Origin of the sequence: Pleomorphomonas diazotrophica, assembly GCF_002844595.1 — a bacterium.
Taxonomy (GTDB): Bacteria; Pseudomonadota; Alphaproteobacteria; order Rhizobiales; family Pleomorphomonadaceae; genus Pleomorphomonas; species Pleomorphomonas diazotrophica.
On record NZ_PJNW01000009.1, the window covers coordinates 264,634 to 282,571 of the forward strand.

At 66.1% G+C, this 17,938-nt stretch carries 16 protein-coding genes and 1 other RNA gene; 12 read left to right on the forward strand and 5 right to left on the reverse strand.

Going from position 1 to position 17,938, the window contains the following annotated elements:
- The first annotated feature begins 176 nt into the window (after positions 1-176).
- The gene (locus tag CXZ10_RS12770; RefSeq protein WP_101289723.1) at positions 177-908 is read left to right on the forward strand and encodes a rhomboid family intramembrane serine protease; all 732 of its coding nucleotides are present in this window, start codon (positions 177-179) and stop codon (positions 906-908) included.
- Positions 909-1,150: 242 nt separating this feature from the next.
- Positions 1,151-1,585: a CBS domain-containing protein gene (locus CXZ10_RS12775; RefSeq protein WP_101289724.1), complete on the forward strand. Its 435-nt coding sequence runs from the start codon at positions 1,151-1,153 to the stop codon at positions 1,583-1,585.
- A gap of 497 nt (positions 1,586-2,082) precedes the next feature.
- Here CXZ10_RS12775 and CXZ10_RS12780 read toward each other — a convergent pair whose 3' ends face one another.
- Positions 2,083-2,349: a hypothetical protein gene (locus tag CXZ10_RS12780; RefSeq protein ID WP_101289725.1), complete on the reverse strand. Its 267-nt coding sequence runs from the start codon at positions 2,347-2,349 to the stop codon at positions 2,083-2,085.
- Positions 2,350-2,620: 271 nt separating this feature from the next.
- Here CXZ10_RS12780 and radA point away from each other — a divergent pair, with 271 nt between their 5' ends.
- From radA to rnpB, 7 genes are all read left to right on the forward strand, one after another.
- Positions 2,621-4,039: a DNA repair protein RadA gene (gene radA, locus CXZ10_RS12785; protein ID WP_101289726.1), complete on the forward strand. Its 1,419-nt coding sequence runs from the start codon at positions 2,621-2,623 to the stop codon at positions 4,037-4,039.
- Between the two features lie 119 nt (positions 4,040-4,158).
- Positions 4,159-4,863, forward strand: a complete 705-nt coding sequence (locus tag CXZ10_RS12790) for a CvpA family protein (protein ID WP_101289727.1) — start codon at positions 4,159-4,161, stop codon at positions 4,861-4,863.
- A gap of 275 nt (positions 4,864-5,138) precedes the next feature.
- Positions 5,139-6,608 carry an amidophosphoribosyltransferase gene (gene purF / locus CXZ10_RS12795; protein WP_101289728.1) on the forward strand — a complete coding sequence of 490 codons (1,470 nt, stop codon included), beginning with the start codon at positions 5,139-5,141 and terminating at the stop codon, positions 6,606-6,608.
- A gap of 18 nt (positions 6,609-6,626) precedes the next feature.
- Positions 6,627-7,358: an SDR family NAD(P)-dependent oxidoreductase gene (locus CXZ10_RS12800; RefSeq protein WP_101289729.1), complete on the forward strand. Its 732-nt coding sequence runs from the start codon at positions 6,627-6,629 to the stop codon at positions 7,356-7,358.
- The gene (locus tag CXZ10_RS12805) at positions 7,355-8,110 is read left to right on the forward strand and encodes a peptidoglycan recognition protein family protein (RefSeq protein WP_101289730.1); all 756 of its coding nucleotides are present in this window, start codon (positions 7,355-7,357) and stop codon (positions 8,108-8,110) included. Before CXZ10_RS12800 ends, CXZ10_RS12805 begins: the two co-directional genes overlap by 4 nt.
- A gap of 149 nt (positions 8,111-8,259) precedes the next feature.
- Positions 8,260-8,856, forward strand: a complete 597-nt coding sequence (locus CXZ10_RS12810; RefSeq protein ID WP_101289731.1) for a lytic transglycosylase domain-containing protein — start codon at positions 8,260-8,262, stop codon at positions 8,854-8,856.
- A 250-nt stretch (positions 8,857-9,106) separates the two neighbouring features.
- Positions 9,107-9,487, forward strand: an RNA gene (rnpB, locus tag CXZ10_RS12815) — RNase P RNA component class A.
- Positions 9,488-9,503: 16 nt separating this feature from the next.
- On the opposite strand, the gene CXZ10_RS12820 is transcribed toward rnpB, so the two are convergent.
- Positions 9,504-10,421, reverse strand: a complete 918-nt coding sequence (locus CXZ10_RS12820) for a uracil-DNA glycosylase (RefSeq protein ID WP_101289803.1) — start codon at positions 10,419-10,421, stop codon at positions 9,504-9,506.
- A 214-nt stretch (positions 10,422-10,635) separates the two neighbouring features.
- On the opposite strand from CXZ10_RS12820, the gene CXZ10_RS12825 reads away from it, so the two are divergent.
- Genes CXZ10_RS12825 through CXZ10_RS12835 form a run of 3 tightly spaced genes read left to right on the forward strand, consistent with a single transcriptional unit; the run spans position 10,636 to position 13,576 of the window.
- Positions 10,636-12,309: an electron transfer flavoprotein-ubiquinone oxidoreductase gene (locus tag CXZ10_RS12825; RefSeq protein ID WP_101289732.1), complete on the forward strand. Its 1,674-nt coding sequence runs from the start codon at positions 10,636-10,638 to the stop codon at positions 12,307-12,309.
- Positions 12,310-12,342: 33 nt separating this feature from the next.
- Entirely contained in the window at positions 12,343-13,026 is a 684-nt protein-coding gene (locus tag CXZ10_RS12830; protein WP_101289733.1) for a LuxR C-terminal-related transcriptional regulator, read from the forward strand.
- A 1-nt stretch (position 13,027) separates the two neighbouring features.
- Positions 13,028-13,576 carry an NUDIX domain-containing protein gene (locus CXZ10_RS12835; RefSeq protein ID WP_244617284.1) on the forward strand — a complete coding sequence of 183 codons (549 nt, stop codon included), beginning with the start codon at positions 13,028-13,030 and terminating at the stop codon, positions 13,574-13,576.
- A gap of 7 nt (positions 13,577-13,583) precedes the next feature.
- On the opposite strand, the gene CXZ10_RS12840 is transcribed toward CXZ10_RS12835, so the two are convergent.
- The 3 genes from CXZ10_RS12840 to CXZ10_RS21555 all read right to left on the reverse strand — a co-directional run bounded on the left by CXZ10_RS12840 (position 13,584) and on the right by CXZ10_RS21555 (position 17,865).
- A complete protein-coding gene (locus CXZ10_RS12840) occupies positions 13,584-14,234 on the reverse strand; it encodes an HD domain-containing protein (RefSeq protein WP_101289734.1) in 651 nt (216 codons plus the stop codon).
- A 202-nt stretch (positions 14,235-14,436) separates the two neighbouring features.
- Positions 14,437-16,476 carry a glycine--tRNA ligase subunit beta gene (glyS, locus tag CXZ10_RS12845; RefSeq protein WP_101289735.1) on the reverse strand — a complete coding sequence of 680 codons (2,040 nt, stop codon included), beginning with the start codon at positions 16,474-16,476 and terminating at the stop codon, positions 14,437-14,439.
- Between the two features lie 153 nt (positions 16,477-16,629).
- A complete protein-coding gene (locus CXZ10_RS21555; protein WP_180335977.1) occupies positions 16,630-17,865 on the reverse strand; it encodes a cell wall hydrolase in 1,236 nt (411 codons plus the stop codon).
- Between the last annotated feature and the right edge of the window lie 73 nt (positions 17,866-17,938).

A 17,938-nucleotide genomic window follows, 5' to 3' on the forward strand; every position in this document is an offset into this window, starting at 1 on the left:
GCAACAGGTTATCGCGACGGCTGTGTTTTTATGATCGCCCGATCGACTGATGCCTGCGTCATCGCGGCACTCGTCCGCGCCGCCTGTCTCTTTTTGACGACGCTCTGGCACGGTTCCCGCCTTTGCGATAAAGCCCTGTCCTGGCTCGCGGCACGGCGGGCGTTGAGGAAGCCGCGATGCAGAGTGACAACGACAATCACCAGCCGATGTTCAACCTGCCCAAGGTGATCCTCGCCTTCATCCTCCTGTCGGCCGGCATTTTCATCGGCCGTACCTGGTATCTCGGCGGCGACGGGGCGGCGACCTTCCTTCTCACCTTCTGCTTCACGCCGATGCGCTACGACTATCTGGCATCCGGCATTGGCTTTCCCGGTGGTTGGCTGGCTGGCCTGTGGAGCCCGTTCACCTATGTCTTCCTCAGCCCGACGCTGCAGAGCCTGATCTTCGATCTCCTTTGGCTGGCGGCCTTTGGCACCGCCGTGGCCCGCCGGTTCGGGCCCTGGCGCTTCGTTGGCTTCACCGCCGTGTCGGCCGCCGCCGGAGCCGGTCTGTTTTGGCTGCTGTCCGGAGGTGGCGAGCAGATACTTCTGGGCCCGAATTTCGTGGTGGCGGCCCTGCTCGGTGCGGCGATCCGCTTCATCTACGCCGCGGGGCTCAGCGGCATCATGACCATGGGCGGCGACACTTGGCGCCAGCCGGCGCTCGGCATCGTCGAGATGTGGTCGAACGTCCGGGTGCTGCAACTGCTCGGCTTCATCTTCGCCGCTAACGCCCTCTTTGCCATCCTCTATGCCTCGTCGGGCCTCGACGGCCGGGCGCTGTTGCAGAACGCGCTCGGCTATATTGTCGGCATCCTCCTGTTTTCCCTGTTCGATCCGCGGCCGACGGCGGCTAACCGACCCGGCTAGAGCACCCGCCGATCAGGTTGATTGAACCTGATCGAAAAGCGGCTGCTCCAGCAAATGACCTGGAGCCTTCGCTGGACGACCAAGTCTTTCAATTTGGTCGGCGAAGGCTCTAAGGGAAAATCCCTAGGTCGAGCTTGCCAGACCCTTCGTTTCATTCCATCCTATGACGAAGGGGGCGACGAGGAAGAGACCGCCGGCCACTGGCGGCCTTCCTGTCTCGGGACAAGCTGGAGGGATGGAAAATGACGACCGTCAAACAGATTCTGTCCGTCAAGGGCGAAGACGTGATCACCGGCGATGCGTCGATGACGCTGGGACAGGCGGTGGCAAGGCTGGCCGGTCACAAGATCGGCGCCCTGATCTTCGTCGACGGCGATCGCCGCGTCATCGGCATCCTGTCGGAGCGCGACATCGTCGCCTCGCTGGCGCTTCATGGCGCGCGCGTGCTTGAAGAGCTCGCCACCGCCCACATGACGCGCAAAGTCAGCACCTGCACGCGCGAAGACACGGTCGAGGACCTCATGGACATGATGACCGCCGGCCGTTTCCGCCACCTGCCGGTGGTCGAGGACGGAAAGCTGGTGGGCATGGTGTCGATCGGCGACGTCGTCAAGCATCGCGTGGCCGACATCGAGCATCAGGCGTCCGAGATCCGGAACTATCTTTTCACCACCTGAATCCGTCGATCCTTGGCCGGCTCAGGTATGGTTTTCCACCGGCCAGGGCGCAAAACCTCGACGTGTGGAAAGAAATTCCGCTTCTCTGGCAGGAGGTTGGAACGCTATCGCCTTATTGCCCATGGCGCTGAGGCTGAAAATGGTTGCGCTCGGGCGGGAGGCGGTTAAGATTTCGTTCAAGCCCGATCACCTGGGTGGCGGCCTTTGCGCACTGCAACGGCCGCGCGAACGACGGTTCCGCCGCTGGCGGAGCTCATGAACAGGTTGAAACGTTCTGTTTCCGCGACCGCCCGGACGACGATGCTTCGGCAGGCGGGTGGTCGTGAAGGCACGAAGGAGACCCGCGATGAGCCTAACCCGTAGCCTCAACACCCTCGTTGTCTGCGCAGCATTTCTGTTCGTCGTCGCCATCGTGGCCGGCGTCATCTGAAAACGCGCAGTCCAAGCCATTGAGAAGCCGATCGGCGAAGGCCCGCCGGTCGGCTTTTCTTTTGGGCTCAGGCGGCGATGATGATCCGCTCGACTTCGGCGCGGCGGGAATCGAAGCGGCCGAAGATGCGCGCGGACAGGGCGCGCTCCCCCTTCAAGACGATGGTGGCGTTGCCGTCGAACAGGCAGTCGACGGTGCTGATCGAGTTGGAATGCGGCTCGATGTGATCGAGTTCAGGCTTGTCGCCGCCGGCCGCGAGGCTGGTCCAGGCCGGCGTGGCCTCGATCTGGAAGCGACGGAGGGCATCGGCAATCATCGTCTTGGTCGGGTTCATGGTGCGGTCCTTGGCTCCCGGCTACGGGAGAACACATACAATAGAAGCGTTGTTTGTTGGCTAATGGCGACAAAACTAAGGCGCCTGACCGGCTTGCGACCTTTGTCACCCCTCCAGCGTGCTAGGCTGCCAACCCTTTGCCAAGAGGGAGCTTTTCCCTGGACGCATGGGAGGGTTCGACGTTTTGCTGTGGACAAAACAGGAACACTCGGTCATGGTTCGTCAACCCTGTCCGCAGCTTTCGCGGATGGGAGCTCGTAGCGGAGACGTCATGGCCAAGCGCACCACCCAGTTTGTCTGCCAATCCTGCGGCGCCGTCAGCTCGCGCTGGGTGGGCAAGTGCGAGGCCTGCGGCGCCTGGAACTCCTTCGTCGAGGAAGTGGGTGGCGGCACCACGATAGGCTCGGCCGTCTTCGGTCAGAAGGGGCGGCCGATGCGCAAGGGACGCGTCGTGCCGCTCGTCGAACTGTCGGGCGAGATCGCCCAGACACCCCGCCTCGAATCCGGCATCGCCGAGCTCGATCGCGTCACCGGCGGCGGCTTTGTGCGCGGGTCGGCGCTTCTGGTCGGTGGCGATCCCGGCATCGGCAAGTCGACCCTGCTGATCCAGGCGGCGGCGACCCTCGCCCGCAAGGGTGCACGTGTCGTCTACGTCTCCGGTGAAGAGGCGGTGGCGCAGGTGCGCCTCAGGGCCGAGCGGCTCGGCCTGTCCGATGCGCCGGTGGCGCTCGCCGCCGAAACTTCGGTGGAAGACATCCTGACGACGCTGGCCGACGGCCCGGTGCCGGATCTGGTCGTCATCGATTCCATCCAGACGCTGTGGACCGAAGTGGTCGAGTCCGGCCCTGGTACGGTGACGCAGGTGCGCACCGCCGCCCAGGCCATGGTCCGCTATGCCAAGGAGAGCGGCGCCACCGTCGTTCTGGTCGGCCACGTCACCAAGGACGGCTCCATTGCCGGGCCGCGCGTCGTCGAGCACATGGTCGATGCCGTCCTCTATTTCGAGGGCGACGGCGCCCGGCATTTCCGCGTGCTGCGGTCGGTGAAGAACCGCTTCGGCCCCACTGACGAGATCGGCGTGTTCGAGATGACGGGGGGCGGCCTGCGGGAGGTGCCGAACCCGTCGGAACTGTTCATGGGCGAGCGCGACGGTTCGTCGGCCGGCGCCGCCGTCTTCGCCGGCATGGAGGGTACGCGGCCGATGCTGGTGGAAATTCAGGCCCTGGTGGCGCCCACCTCGCTCGGCACGCCGCGCCGCGCCGTCGTCGGCTGGGACAACAGCCGCCTCGCCATGATTCTCGCCGTGCTGGAGGCTCATTGCGGCGTGCGCTTCGGCCAGCACGACGTCTATCTCGCCGTAGCCGGCGGGCTTCGCATCCAGGAGCCCGCCGCCGACCTCGCCGTCGCCGCGGCGCTGGTGTCGTCGCTGGCCGGCGCGCCGCTTGGGCATGACTGCGTCTATTTCGGCGAGGTCAGCCTGTCGGGCGCCGTCCGTCCGGTGGCACATGCCGCCGCCCGCCTCAAGGAAGCCGAAAAGTTGGGCTTCGTTCGGGCCGTCGGACCCAAGCTGGCGAACGGTGAGGCGCCCAACGGACTGAAGCGGGCGGCCGTCGCCCAACTCGTCGATCTCGTCACGCGGATCGCCGCCGACGGTGCCGGCGGGGCGCCTCGCCGCGAGCAGCGCGGGTAAGCGAACGGCGATGCACGTCATTGCAGTCATTGATTGAATTTGCGACTTCGGGCCGTTACCGTTAATTCGGTATCGGCGTGAAGGAATCAGGGCCGGGCTTCGGCGCCAAAGGGGCAGAGATGTCGATTACGCTACTCGACGGGATCCTCATCGTGGTCATGCTGATCTCGGCGTTGCTCGCCATGATCCGTGGCTTCGTGCGCGAAGTGCTGTCGATCGCCGCCTGGGTCGCCGCCGCCATCGCCGCCTTCCTGCTCTACGACGACGTCCTGCCTTTCGTTCAGCCGCATATCTCGCAGAAGCAGCTGGCGCTGGTGGCCTCGGCCGGCGGCGTCTTCGTGCTGACGCTGATCATCGTCAGCTTCATCACCATGCGCATCTCCGACTATGTGCTCGACAGCCGCATCGGTCCGCTCGACCGCACGCTGGGCTTCGTGTTCGGTGCGGCGCGCGGCCTCCTGCTGGTCGTCGTCGGCATGCTGTTCTTCAACTGGTTCATCCACGATGAAGCGTCCCAGCCGGCCTGGGTGGCGCAGGCCAAGTCGCGGCCGATGCTCAACGCGCTCGGTGCCCAGCTGATGGCGGCGCTGCCGGAGGATCCCGAGAAGCAGATCCTCGACCAGTTCCAGAACCCCAGCCTCGACGATGGAACCACCGTGCCGGATGGCGACGATACGCAGCCGCCGGCCGACGACGCGGCGCCTGGCGATCCGGCTCCCGGCGCGGCTCCGGGTGGCGCCGCGCCCAATGACGGCGCCTACCGGCCGGGCGAGCAGAACGGCCTCGACCAGCTCATCCAGTCGACCGCCTCGCCCAAGCCGTGAGCGGCCGGAGGAGGGCGATATGCGAATGCGTCGGATCCGTCCGGCGCATTTGACGTTTTGAAGACGGCGCCGAATGCATTATATGCCTGCCTGCGCGATGGCTTTCGGGCGTCCTCGGGCATCGCGCACCGCCGATGCGGAATCCGGCTGATCGGGTCGGCTTTTGCTTTTGCCTTTCGGAAAGTCCGGCTGCACGCCGCGATCTTCCGGCATCCCCGGCCTTGCGAGGCAATCGGTCGGGATCAGATGAAATCTCGAAAGTGGGTAGGCCGACCATGGACGATTTCACCCTCGACCCGTTCGCCGCCGACGATGACGACCGCTTCCACGAGGAATGCGGCGTTTTCGGCGTGTTTGGCGTGGAAAACGCCTCGGCGCTCGCCGCCCTCGGCCTGCATGCTCTGCAGCATCGCGGCCAGGAGGCGGCCGGCATCACCACCTTCGACGGCAAGGAGTTCTACACCGAGCGGCACATCGGCCTCGTCGGCGACAACTTCACCAAGACCAAGGTGCTGGCCCGCCTGCCTGGCAACCGGGCGATCGGCCACACGCGCTATTCCACCACCGGCGGCTCCGGCCTCAGGAATGTTCAGCCGCTCTATGCCGAACTGTCGGCCGGCGGCTTCGCGCTCGCCCACAACGGCAACCTGACCAACGCCATGACCATCCAGCGCGATCTGCAGCGCCGGGGGGCCATCTTCCAGTCAACCTCCGACACCGAGACCATCCTGCATCTCGTCGCCACCAGCCAGAAGGCGGCGCTGGTCGACAAGGTGGTCGACGCGTTGAGGGCCATCGAAGGCGCCTATTCCATCGTCTGCATGAGCCAGGAGAAGATGATCGGCTGCCGCGATCCCCATGGCATCCGGCCGCTGATCCTCGGCGACCTCGACGGCGCGGTCATCCTCGCCTCCGAGACCTGCGCCCTCGACATCATCGGCGCCCATTTCGTGCGCGAGATCGAGCCTGGCGAGATGGTGGTGGTCACCGAGCGCGGCATCGAAAGCCTGCGCCCCTTCGACCGGCGGCCGTCGCGCTTCTGCATCTTCGAGTATGTCTATTTCGCCCGGCCAGACTCGGTCTACGCCGGCACGTCGGTCTATCAGGTTCGAAAGCGCATCGGCGCCGAGCTTGCCCGCGAGACGCCGGCCGACGCCGATGTGGTGATCCCGGTGCCCGACAGCGGCACGCCCGCCGCCATCGGCTTTGCCGAGGCCTCCGGCATTCCCTTCGACTTCGGCATCATCCGCAATCACTATGTCGGCCGCACCTTCATCTCGCCGACCGACACCATCCGCCACATGGGCGTCAAGCTGAAGCACAACGCCAACCGCACGGTGATCGAAGGCAAGCGCATCGTTCTCGTCGACGATTCGATCGTGCGCGGCACCACGTCGCTGAAGATCGTGCAGATGATGCGCGAGGCCGGCGCCGCCGAGGTGCACATGCGCATCGCCTCGCCGCCGACCACCGACTCCTGCTTCTACGGCGTCGACACCCCGGAAAAGGGCAAGCTCCTGGCGTCGCGCATGTCGATCGAGGAGATGACGCGCTACATCCAGGTGGACAGCCTCGGCTTCCTGTCGATCGACGGTCTTTACCGTGCTGTTGGCTCGGCGGCGCGCAACAACGAGCTGCCGCAATACTGCGACGCCTGCTTTACCGGCGAATACCCGACCACATTGACCGATGCCGCCGGCTCTGGTCCGGTGCGTCAGCTATCGCTGCTGGCCGACGCCGGCTGATCACCTCGGGGGGATAGGGTGACTGAAAAACGCATCGTGGTAGTGACCGGCGCCTCGCGCGGCATCGGTTACGAGGCGGCGCTGGCGCTCGGCCGCGCCGGCTGGCACGTCGTCGCCGTTGCGCGCACGCAGGGTGGGCTCGAGGAACTGGACGACGCCATTCGCGACGCCGGCGGCTCCGCCTCGCTGGTGCCGCTCGATCTCGCCGACCCCGCCCGCATCGACGAAGTTGGCGCCGCGCTCAATCAGCGCTTCGGCCGCATCGATGCGCTCCTCGGCAACGCCGGTCTTCTGGGCGGTCTGGCGCCGGTCGGTCACATCGACCCGAAGAAGTGGGATCAGGCCTTTGCCGTCAATGTCACCGCCAACTACCGGCTGATCCGCTCGCTCGACCCGCTCCTGCGCCAGTCGCCGGCCGGTCGCTGCCTGTTCCTCTCCTCGGCCGCGGCCTGGAAGGGCGCTCCCTTCTGGGGGCTCTACGCCGCCTCGAAGGCGGCGCTCAACGCGCTCGTCATGGCCTATGCCGAGGAAGTCAGGAACTTCGGCATCGCCGTCAACCTCCTCAACCCCGGACCGCTTCGGACGCGCATGCGCGCCCAGGCCATGCCCGGCGAGGACCCGGACACGCTCGCAACCCCTGCCGACCTTGCCCCCCACATCGTCTCCATCCTCGAGGCGAGTGACGGGCGGACCGGCGCGCTTTACGACTATCCGACGCTCTCGTGGATGAAGCTGCAGCCGCCGCAATGAGCCCCTACGACATCGATCGCGCCTGGTCTTCGCCCAACTCAGGGCATCGGTCACCCGGTAGTGCCATCGATCACCTCGTCCTGCATTACACCGGCATGCGCTCGGAGGAGGGCGCCCGCGACTGGCTGTGCGATCCGCGCTCGCAGGTGTCGAGCCACTATGTGGTGTTCGAGAACGGCCGCGTCTTCCAACTGGTCGATGAAAGCCGCCGCGCCTGGCATGCCGGCCGCTCCTTCTGGCAGGGCCTCACCGACCTCAACTCGCGCTCCATCGGCATCGAGATCGCCAATCCCGGCCACGAGTTCGGCTATCGTCCCTTTCCCGACCGGCAGATCGAGGCGGTGATCGGCCTCTGCCGGTCCATCCTTGCACGGCACTTCATTCCGCCGCATCAGGTTGTCGCCCATTCCGACGTTGCCCCTGATCGCAAGGAGGATCCGGGCGAGCTGTTTCCCTGGGAATGGTGCGCCGCCTTCGGCATCGGCCTCTGGGTGCCGCCCGCGCCACTCGACCACGGGCAAGCGCTGGCCTTCGGTGACGAGGGGGAGAAAGTCCTGGAACTTCAGCGCCTTCTTGTCACCATCGGCTTCGATGCGCCGATCGCCGGCCAGTTCGACGAGCGCACCGAGACGGTCGTCCGCGCCTTCCAGCGCCATTGGCGGCCGGCTCTCATCGACGGCCGCGCCGACCCGTCGACGCTTGATACACTCACGCGTGTCGCGGCGGCTTTCGAGGCTTCGCGCGCCTCCTGATCTTTCGTCGGCTGCATAATCAATGCGGCGAAGATGGGGATGATTTCGCGACTGCATGGCTGGCATGCGCCACATTGACGGCCTCCCATGGCCCGATTTGTCCGTCAGTTCCTTGCCCACCGCTGGGAGGGCAATGGAACAGAGACCGCATGACCCTGATCAAGACGTTTGCCGCTACGCTTCTTTTCACCGGCACCATCGTGGCTCCCGCCATGGCCGACACCGTCCAATCCGGCAAGGCCGAAGTGCCCGCCGCCGTTGCCGATGCCGAGAAGCCCGACAGCCTTTTCGAGCTGTGGTTCGGCGCGAAGACCAAGACCGCGACCGTCGCGACCGAGACACTCGATACCTCCGCCGCCAAGGGGGCTCCGAACGCCACCCTTCGCAGCCGCATCGCCGCCCATGCCAAGGCCGCCGGCCTGCCGGCCGAGCTGGCTGAGGCGGTGGTTCGCCACGAGAGCCGCTTCAATCCCAAGGCGCGTGGCCGCCATGGCGAGATCGGCCTGATGCAGATCAAGCCGCAGACCGCCCGCGGTCTCGGTTATTCCGGCAGCGCCGCCGGCCTCTATGACGTCGAGACCAATCTCAAGTGGGGCATGGCTTATCTCGCCGGCGCCTACAAGCTGGCCGGCGGCGACACCTGCGGCACCATCCTTCGCTACAACGCCGGCCATGGCGCCACGCGCATGAACCGCATCTCCCGCGCCTATTGCTCGGAAGTGAGCACCTACGTCGCCTCGCTCTGAAGCCGCGTCTTGCGGCTTCCGGCGCCAAGCGGCGCCCGCGCGCAGCGCGAAAGCCAAGGCGCGGAGCGCTGCCGGCGACTGAGGCTAGAAAACCGAAGCCGCTTCTTGCGGCTTCCGGCGCCAAGCGAGTCTTTCGGGTGCGCAGCCTTCCGAAAGACGGAGGCGGAGCGAAAGCCAAGCGCCGGAGGCGCGCCGGCGACTGAGGCTGAGATCTTGACCTTATGGCGGGGGCGTGCCACACGGCTCCCCGCCAGTCGGTCGGACGACCGCGCGGACATCAGGCGAAAGCCCGTCCGGGAGGAAAGTCCGGGCTCCACGGAAACACGGTGCCGGGTAACGCCCGGCGAGGGCGACCTCAGGGAAAGTGCCACAGAGATCGAACCGCCCCGGTGCGCCGGGGTAAGGGTGAAAAGGTGGTGTAAGAGACCACCGCGGGCCCGGCAACGGGACCGGCATGGCAAACCCCACCGGGAGCAAGACCGAATAGGGATGACGCGGGCCTCGGCCCAGCCTGTTTCCGGGCCAGTCGTCCGGGTTGGTTGCACGAGGCGTCCGGCAACGGCCGTCCCAGATGAATGGTCGTCAGGCGGGAAACCGCTCACAGAACCCGGCTTACAGACCGACTGGCTTTTCCGTCTTTCGCCGCGTTACGTTGGCGGCAGCATGCCGCCGTTTTCGAGGAAGACCTTGGCCGTCAGGAAATCGCGCCACGCCTCGCGTTTCTTGATCGGCGTCCTGAGCAGATAGGCCGGGTGGAAGGTCGGCAGCGCCTTGAAGCGCTTGCCGCCGATCTCCAGCTCGCACCAGCGGCCGCGCAGCTTGTTGATGCCCTGCTTGACCGCATCGCCGCCCAGAAGCGCCTTGGCCGGCTGCGCGCCTAGGAAGACGATCAGCTCCGGGTTGATCAGCTCGATCTGCCTGAGGATGAACGGCCGGCAGATGGCGACCTCCACGTCGGAGGGGTCGCGGTTGCCCGGCGGCCGCCAGTAGATGACGTTGGCGATATAGGCGTTGTGGCTGCGGCTGTAGCCGATGGCATTGAGCATGCGATCGAGCAACTGGCCGGAGCGGCCGACAAAGGGCCGGCCCTCGATATCCTCGTCGCGGCCGGGCGCTTCGCCCACCAGCATCAGCTTCGACGCTGGATTGCCGTCGGCAAACACCGTGTTCTTGGCTGTGAGCTTGAGATTGCAGCCGTCGAAGGCTTCGATCAGCGCCTTCAGCTCGTCGAGCGTCTGAGCCGACTGGGCGGCCGCGCGCGCTTGCATCACCGTGGCTTCCGTCGGCACCTGCGCCGTCTGGCTGGGCGTCAGGGAGGGCGCCGGGGCGGGGCGTGCGGCGGCTGCATGCGGCGGGAGGTTGATCGCCGGCATCGGGCCGCGCGGAGCGGGCGGCGGCGCCTGCCGCCGGGCTGCCTCCGCCGCCGCCTTGGCCTTGGCGCTTTCCTCGAAACGGTCGAGCGGCGCATCGGCCAGCGTCACGTCGACGCCCATCGCCGCATACCATTCGAGAAGGGCAGCGGCGGCGTCGAAGCCAGGGGGAAGGGACGTCGGATCGGACGGCATGGCCCTTCTATAGAGCAGGATGGTCGCCGAGGAAACGTCGCCGCCCCCGTCGGCGGATCTCGCTGCGCCGGAAAGCGTTTGATCGCGCCTCAGGATCGTGATTGAAGGGCAGCGACGCGCATGATCCGTGTTTTCACCCAAGCGCCTCCGGGCGACCTTGGCGCGGATGATGCACGCGACGATGGCGATCTGCTGCCCGAAAAGAGGGACACTCATGACCACCGAGCTGCCCGAACGCGAGTCCATGGAATTCGACGTGGTGATCGTCGGCGCCGGCCCGGCCGGCCTTGCCGCCGCCATCCGCATCAAACAGCAGGCGTCCGTGAGCGGGCAGGACATTTCGGTGCTGGTGCTCGAAAAGGGCTCGGAGGTTGGCGCCCACATTCTCTCCGGCGCAGTGGTCGACGTCGGCGGTATTTCGGCGCTGTTGCCCGACTGGCGCGACGACCCGGACAATCCGTTCAAGACGCCCGTCACCGACGACCGGTTCCTCTTCCTGTTCAAATCCTTCGGCATCCGCCTGCCGAACTTCCTGATGCCGCCCTTGATGAGCAATCACGGCGCCTATGCCGTGTCGCTGGGCAACGTCTGCCGCTGGCTGGCGCAGAAGGCCGAGGCGCTCGGCGTCGAGATCTATCCGGGCTTCGCGGCGGCCGAGGTGCTTTACGATGAGAGCGGCCGGGTGATCGGCGTCGCCACCGGCGACATGGGGATCAAGAAGGACGGCACGCCCGGCCCCAACTACCAGCGCGGCATGGCGCTTCTCGCCAAATACACGCTGTTCGCCGAGGGCGCGCGCGGCTCGCTCACCAAGAAGGTGATCGAGCGCTATCGGCTCGACGAGGGGCGTGAGCCGCAGAAGTTCGGCCTCGGCATCAAGGAGCTATGGGAGGTTGCGCCGGACAAGGCGAAGCCCGGCCTCGTGCAGCATTCCTTCGGCTGGCCGCTCGGGAGCAACACCGGCGGCGGCTCCTTCCTCTATCATCTCGACAACAATCAGGTGGCCGTCGGCTTCGTCGTCCACCTCAACTACGAGAATCCCTATCTGTCGCCCTTCGAGGAGTTCCAGCGCTTCAAGACGCATCCGCTCATCCGCGATACCCTAGAGGGTGGCAAGCGCATCGCCTATGGCGCGCGGGCGCTCACCGAGGGCGGCTGGCAGTCGGTGCCCAAGCTCGTCTTCCCCGGCGGCGCCCTGATCGGCTGCTCGGCCGGCTTCATGAACGTGCCGCGCATCAAGGGCAGCCACAACGCGGTGCACTCGGGCATCCTTGCCGCCGACGCGGTTGTCGAAGCCGTGGCGGCCGGCCGTTCCGGTGACGAGCTGGCCTCCTATGAGGCCGGCTGGCGCACCTCGGCCATCGGCAAGGACTTGAGGCGGGTGCGCAACGTCAAGCCGCTGTGGTCGCGGTTCGGCACGCTTCTCGGCATCGGTCTCGGCGGTCTCGATATGTGGCTGGAGACGCTATTCGGCGTGTCGCTCTTCGGCACGCTCCGTCATGGAAAGACGGACGCCGACTGCCTGAAGCCCGCTGAGCGCTTCAAGCCGATCGCCTATCCCAAGCCGGACGGCAAGCTCACCTTCGACCGGCTGTCATCGGTTTTCCTGTCGGGCACCGCCCATGAGGAGAACCAGCCGGTGCATCTGAAGCTCCTGGATCCCGACCTGCAAAAGGTCTCCGAGCTCGATGTTTTCGCTGGCCCGTCCGCCCGCTATTGTCCGGCCGGCGTCTACGAGTGGATAAACGAGCCAAATATCGGACCGCGTTATGTAATCAATGCCACAAACTGTGTTCACTGCAAAACTTGTGATATCAAGGACCCCAACCAGAACATCGATTGGGCGGTCCCGGAGGGAGCGGGGGGACCCAATTATCCGAACATGTAATGGTCATTTCGTTCTAGCGGGTAGGGTGGATTGATGAACGAGCGGGTAGAAGACGCGCAGCCGGCCGACGTCGGCCAGAATTGGACGGCCATCGTTGCCGAAGACCATCCGATCATCCAGTCGGCGGTGGTTCGCATCCTGAAGAAGCGTTTCGGTTTCAAGCAGCCGATTCTCGCCACCAGCTACGACGAACTTGCCGACGCCGTTCTCGATACCGGCGACAACACGCTGGTCATCACCGACCTTGTCATGCCCGGCATGCGGGGCCTCGATACCATCAAGCATGTGCGCTCGCTGGCGCCCAAGGCCTTCGTGGCTGTCTATTCCTCCAACTCCGGCGAGGAACTGGCGCAGGGCTGCCTCGACCTCGGTTGCCGTGCCTTCATCGGCAAGCGGTCGTCCGAGGACATGCTGGCCGCCGCCATCGAAACCGTGCTCGACGGCGGAACGATCATCGAGGTTGGCGCCGACAATTCGGCGGTGTCGCAGGCGGTGCTGGAGCGTTCGGCGCTGGTGGCCGAACTGTCGCCCCAGCAGCTCAAGGTGTTCCAGCTCCTCGGCGACGGTCTCCTCAACAAGCAGATCGCCTACCAGCTTGGAATCTCCGAGGCCACCGTCAAGGCGCATGTCGGCAAGATCCTCGAAACGCTGAAGATCACCTCGCGCAGCCAGGCCGCGATCACCTCCGCCTGGATGGCCGAGCACGGCCTGATCTGACATGGCGGCGGATATCCGCACCATTGGAAGTCAGGTCGTCTACGAGAACCGCTGGATGCGCGTCCGCGAGGACGCCATCGAGCGGCCCGATGGTTCGCGCGGCATCTACGGCGTCGTCGAGAAGCCGGACTTCGTGGCCATCGCCGCCGTCGATCGGGCGCGCGGCCTGATCCATCTCGTCGAGCAGTACCGCTACCCGGTCGCCGGTCGCTACTGGGAGGTGCCGCAAGGCTCCTGGGAGACGCGGCCGGACGTGCCGCCCGAAGAGGTGGCGCGCGCCGAGTTATCTGAAGAGACCGGCATCGTTGCCAAGACGATGACGCGCGTCGGCGAGCTGTTCCTCGCCTATGGCTATTCATCGCAGCGCTATCACGTCTTCCTGGCCGAGGATCTGGAGCAGGGCGCCACCTCTCTCGAAGCCGAGGAGGCCGATCTGGTCTCGCGTGCCTTCCCGCTCGCCGAGGTCGATGCGATGATCGCCGGCGGCATCATCCGCGACGCCACCACGGTTGCCGCGCTGGGCTTGATCCGGATGAAGGGTCTTCTATAGGCCGTTCTCAGATCTCTTCGAGCAGGTCGTCGTAGAAGCGCTGCAGCCGGGCGTGGCGCTCGGAGGCCAGCCGGCGGCCGGTTGCCGTCTTGAAGCCATCACAGAGCTTGAACAGCTTGGTCATGAAATGATCGAGGGCGAAGCGGCTGTCGTTGAGCGGCCGCTCTTCGGCCGAGGGATCGCCGGCGTCGTAGAGGTGATTGTTGAGCCGCCCGGCGACGTAGAAGCAGCGCGCCGCGCCGATCATGCCGATGGCGTCGAGACGATCGGCATCCTGCAGGATACGGGCTTCCAGCGTCGTCGGCTCGATGCCGGCCGAGAAGCTGTGCGCCTCTATGGCATGCGCCACCTTTTCCCGCCGCTCGGCGTCCCAGCCGATGTCGTCGAGAATGCCGCGCGCCTTTCGCGCCGACAGTTGCGACGCGCGGGGACGGTCGGGTGAGTTCTTCTCGACATCGACGCAGTCATGCAGAAGAACGGACGCGAGAAGAATCTCGGTATCCCCGCCTTCGTTATCGGAGATGACGGTCGCGTTCTTCCACACCCGAAGGAGGTGGGAGAAATCATGGCTGCCGTCGGTGCTGCAAACGCAGGCACCCGAATGGGGAAGGAGAAGGGAGGCAAGGCGGTCATGCGGAGAGAACAGCGAAAAGGTCAACAGCGCTCATCCGTTAGCGATAGACATTGGGAGTAGCATACGCCGAAAGTCGTATATGCCAAGCCTTTTTGCACAATACACGCGCAAAAAAGACAATTCTCGAATCGTAACGATTTCAGGTTGAGTTTGGTTCCGTAGCCGAACAAAAAAAGCCGCCCGCCAGCATCGGCGAACGGCTTTTTACTGTCAGAAATACCGAGGCTCAGCCTTCGATCTTCGAGAAATCGGCCACCTGATGGCAGGCGTCGCGCAGCACTGTCAGGAGAGCGAGGCGGTTGGCGCGGACCTTCTCGTCGGCGTCGTTGACCAGAACCTTGTCGAAGAAGGCATCGACCGGCGCGCGTAGCGTGGCGAGCGCCTTCATGGCGCCCTCGAAGTTCTCGCCGGCCACCGCGTCATGGGCGGTCCTGGCGGCCGTCTCGACGGCGGCGGCCAGCGCCTTCTCCTCGGCGTCCTTGAACAGACCGGCGTCGACGGCGTCGGCGACGGCCGTGCCCTTCTTCTCCTCGGCCTTCAGGATGTTGGCGGCGCGCTTGTAGCCGGCCAAGAGGTTCTTGCCATCGTCGGTGGCGAGCAGGGCGCCCAGCGCCTCGACGCGCTTGACGATCAGCAAGAGGTCATCCTGACCGCCCAGGGCGAACACGGCATCGACGAGGTCGAAGCGGGTGCCCTGTTCGCGGAGCTGCACCTTGAGGCGGTCCGCGAAGAAGTTGAGAAGATCGGGCGTCTTGCTTGCATAGGCGTTGAGCGGCAGGCGGACGCCATTGTCGAGAATGATGCGGATGACGCCGAGCGCGGCACGGCGCAGCGCGAACGGGTCCTTGCTGCCCGTCGGCTTCTCGTCGATCGCCCAGAAGCCGACGAGGGTATCGAGCTTGTCGGCCAGCGCCACGGCGATGGACACCGGAGCCGTCGGCACGCGGTCGGACGGGCCCTGTGGCTTCCAATGCTCCTCGATGGCGGCAGCCACCGCCGCATCCTCGCCGCCATGGGCGGCGTAGTAGCGGCCCATCAGGCCCTGCACTTCGGGGAACTCGCCGACCACGCCGGAGAGGAGGTCCGCCTTGGCGAGCAACGCGGCCCGAGCAGCTTTCTCGGCATCGGCGCCTACCAGCGGCGCGATCTTGCGGGCGAGTTCCACGATGCGGCGCACGCGGTCGCCCTGGCTGCCGAGCTTCTCGTGGAAGGTGATGCCCTCGAGCTTGGGCACCAGCGTCTCCAGGGGAATGGCGAGGTCGCCGTCCCAGAAGAACTTGGCGTCCGACAGGCGGGCACGGATGACGCGCTCGTTGCCGGCGATGATGGTGGCGCCGCCGTCGGTGGCGGCCATGTTGGAGGTGAGGATGAAGCGGTTGGCGAGGCGGCCGGTCTTCGGGTCGCGCAGCACGAAGCACTTCTGGTTGGCGCGGATGGTGGCGCGGATCACCTCGTCGGGCACGTCGAGGAAGGCGGCGTCGAAGGTGCCCATCAGCACGACGGGCCATTCGACGAGGCCGGCCACCTCATGCAGCAGCCCCTCGTCCTCGACCAGCTCCAGGCCGGCGGCGAAGGCGAGGTCGCGCGCGTCATGCAGGATGATGTCGCGCCGGCGGGCCGGATCGAGCACCACCTTGGCCTTTTCGAGCTTCTCGACGTAATCGGCGAAGCGCCTGACCTTGATCGCCTCCGGCGCCAGGAAGCGGTGGCCGTAGGTGGTGTTGCCGGAGCGGATGCCGTCCACCTCGAAGTCGATGACGACGGGCTCCTCGGTCTCGGGGCCGAAGGTGCAGACGATCGAATGCAGCGGCCGCACCCAGCGGAGCGTGCCCGAGCCCCAGCGCTGCGACTTCGGCCAGGGGAAGCTGCGGATGACCTGCGGGATCAGCTCGGCGATGATTTCCTCGGCGGCGCGGCCCGGCTTGACGAGGTCGGCGACGTAGAAGTCGCCCTTCTTCGGGTCGGACACGACGCGCGCCTTGGCGATGTCGTCGAGCCCGGCGCCGCGCAGGAAGCCCTGGATGGCGCCGGCCGGCGCGTCGGTACGCGGCCCCTTCTTCTCTTCGCGGATGTCCGGCGAGCGGGTGTTGAGCCCGTGAATGGTCAGTGCCAGACGGCGCGGCGTCGCGAAGGCGCCGGCGCTTTCATAGGTGAGGCCGGCTTCCACCAGACCGTTCGTCACCAGACCCTTGAGATCGTCGGCGGCCTTCGCCTGCATGCGAGCGGGGATCTCTTCGGAGAAGAGTTCGATGAAAAGATCGGGCATGGTGGTCCTCGGGTCCTCCCGGCCTGTTGCCGGTCGTCTTGGAATGCTGCGTCTGATTAGTCGGTTCGGGGAAAAATGTCATCCCCGAATAGACGCGCGCCAGGACGGAAGACCACGAGGGATCGCGGCGGAAAGCGCCACAAGGCCCGTCGCTCAGCTCCAGCCGCCGTTGATGGTCTGATAGAAGACGTGCAGCCCTATCTTCGCCCGCTTCTTGAACACGCTGGCCCAGTTCGGCCGCACGTAGGTGGCGTGATAGTGGGTGGACGTGCCGACGTCGTCGAGCCAGGCGGCGCCGCTCGTCACCTCGCCGGCCAGTTGCTTGGCCTGCCGCCAGGATGCCTGATCGAACACCACGTCGCGCCGGCCGTCGCAGGCAAACGAGAACTGGCATTCGTTGTACTTGTCGCGGTTCTGGTAGACGACCTTGCAGATGGTGTCGGGATAGGCCGGGTTCTTGACGCGGTTGAGCACCACCTGAGCCACGGCGAGCTGGCCTTTGCGTGGCTCGGAACGGGCCTCGAAGTAGATCGCCTCGGCAAGGCATTTCTGCTGCGCATCGTCCCAGACGCTGGCCGGCAGCGGGTTGGCGGACCACCAGTGATCGCCGGGGCGAACCACCGGCGCCGGCGGCGCCGGCTTGTCGCCGGGCATGGCGAACAACGGCGCGAACATGTCCTGGCTCACCACCGAGCTGTCGGGCGCATAGGCGGCGAGCAGGGCCGAGGCGGCGGCGCCGGTCTCGGCCGGGGCATAGGCGCGCGACGGATAGCTGGCGGCCACCAGCATCGTCCGGTCGGGCTTGTGCTGGGGGATGGGGATCGGCGCGAGGTCGGCGACGGCGGTGGTCGGTTTCGGACCGATGAAGCGCGACACCGCCAGAACGGACAGCGGCGCCGACGACGCCTCGAAGGCCATGGTCGGCAGCACGGCGGGCGGCGTCAGGCGGCTGGCGTCGCCGAGGGTGAGGGAGCCGGCGGAAAAGCCGCGTTCGGTCGGCGGCGTGGTGATGGTCATCGGAAGGTCGCCCTTCCAGCTGCGGTCGATGCGGTCTTCATCGGGCACGAAGGCGGAGCTTCCCACCGCGCCGGTGACCACGTCGCCCATGCCCTCAATGACGATGGAGCCGCCGTTCATCTCGAGGCGGGCCGAGCCGTCCTTGACATCGGGAAGGCGCGGGCCGACCACCGTGCTCTCGCCGCCCGGACCGACGCCGAGCGTCATCGCCCAGCGGGTTGCCGGGCTGATGGAATCGACGACAAGGCTGGCAATGTCCTGATAGGCGATGCTGGTGGGGAAGGTGGCGGCGGCGACGAACAGCACGCCTGCGGCGGCAAGTCCGACGCGCCCGTGTCCGGGCCGGACTTTGGTACGAGGAACGCGACGCATGGACTGACGGCCTCCGGCGGGAACAGGACTGAGACAGACGTGACGGAGACGAAGACTGCTCCCCACCAGCCAA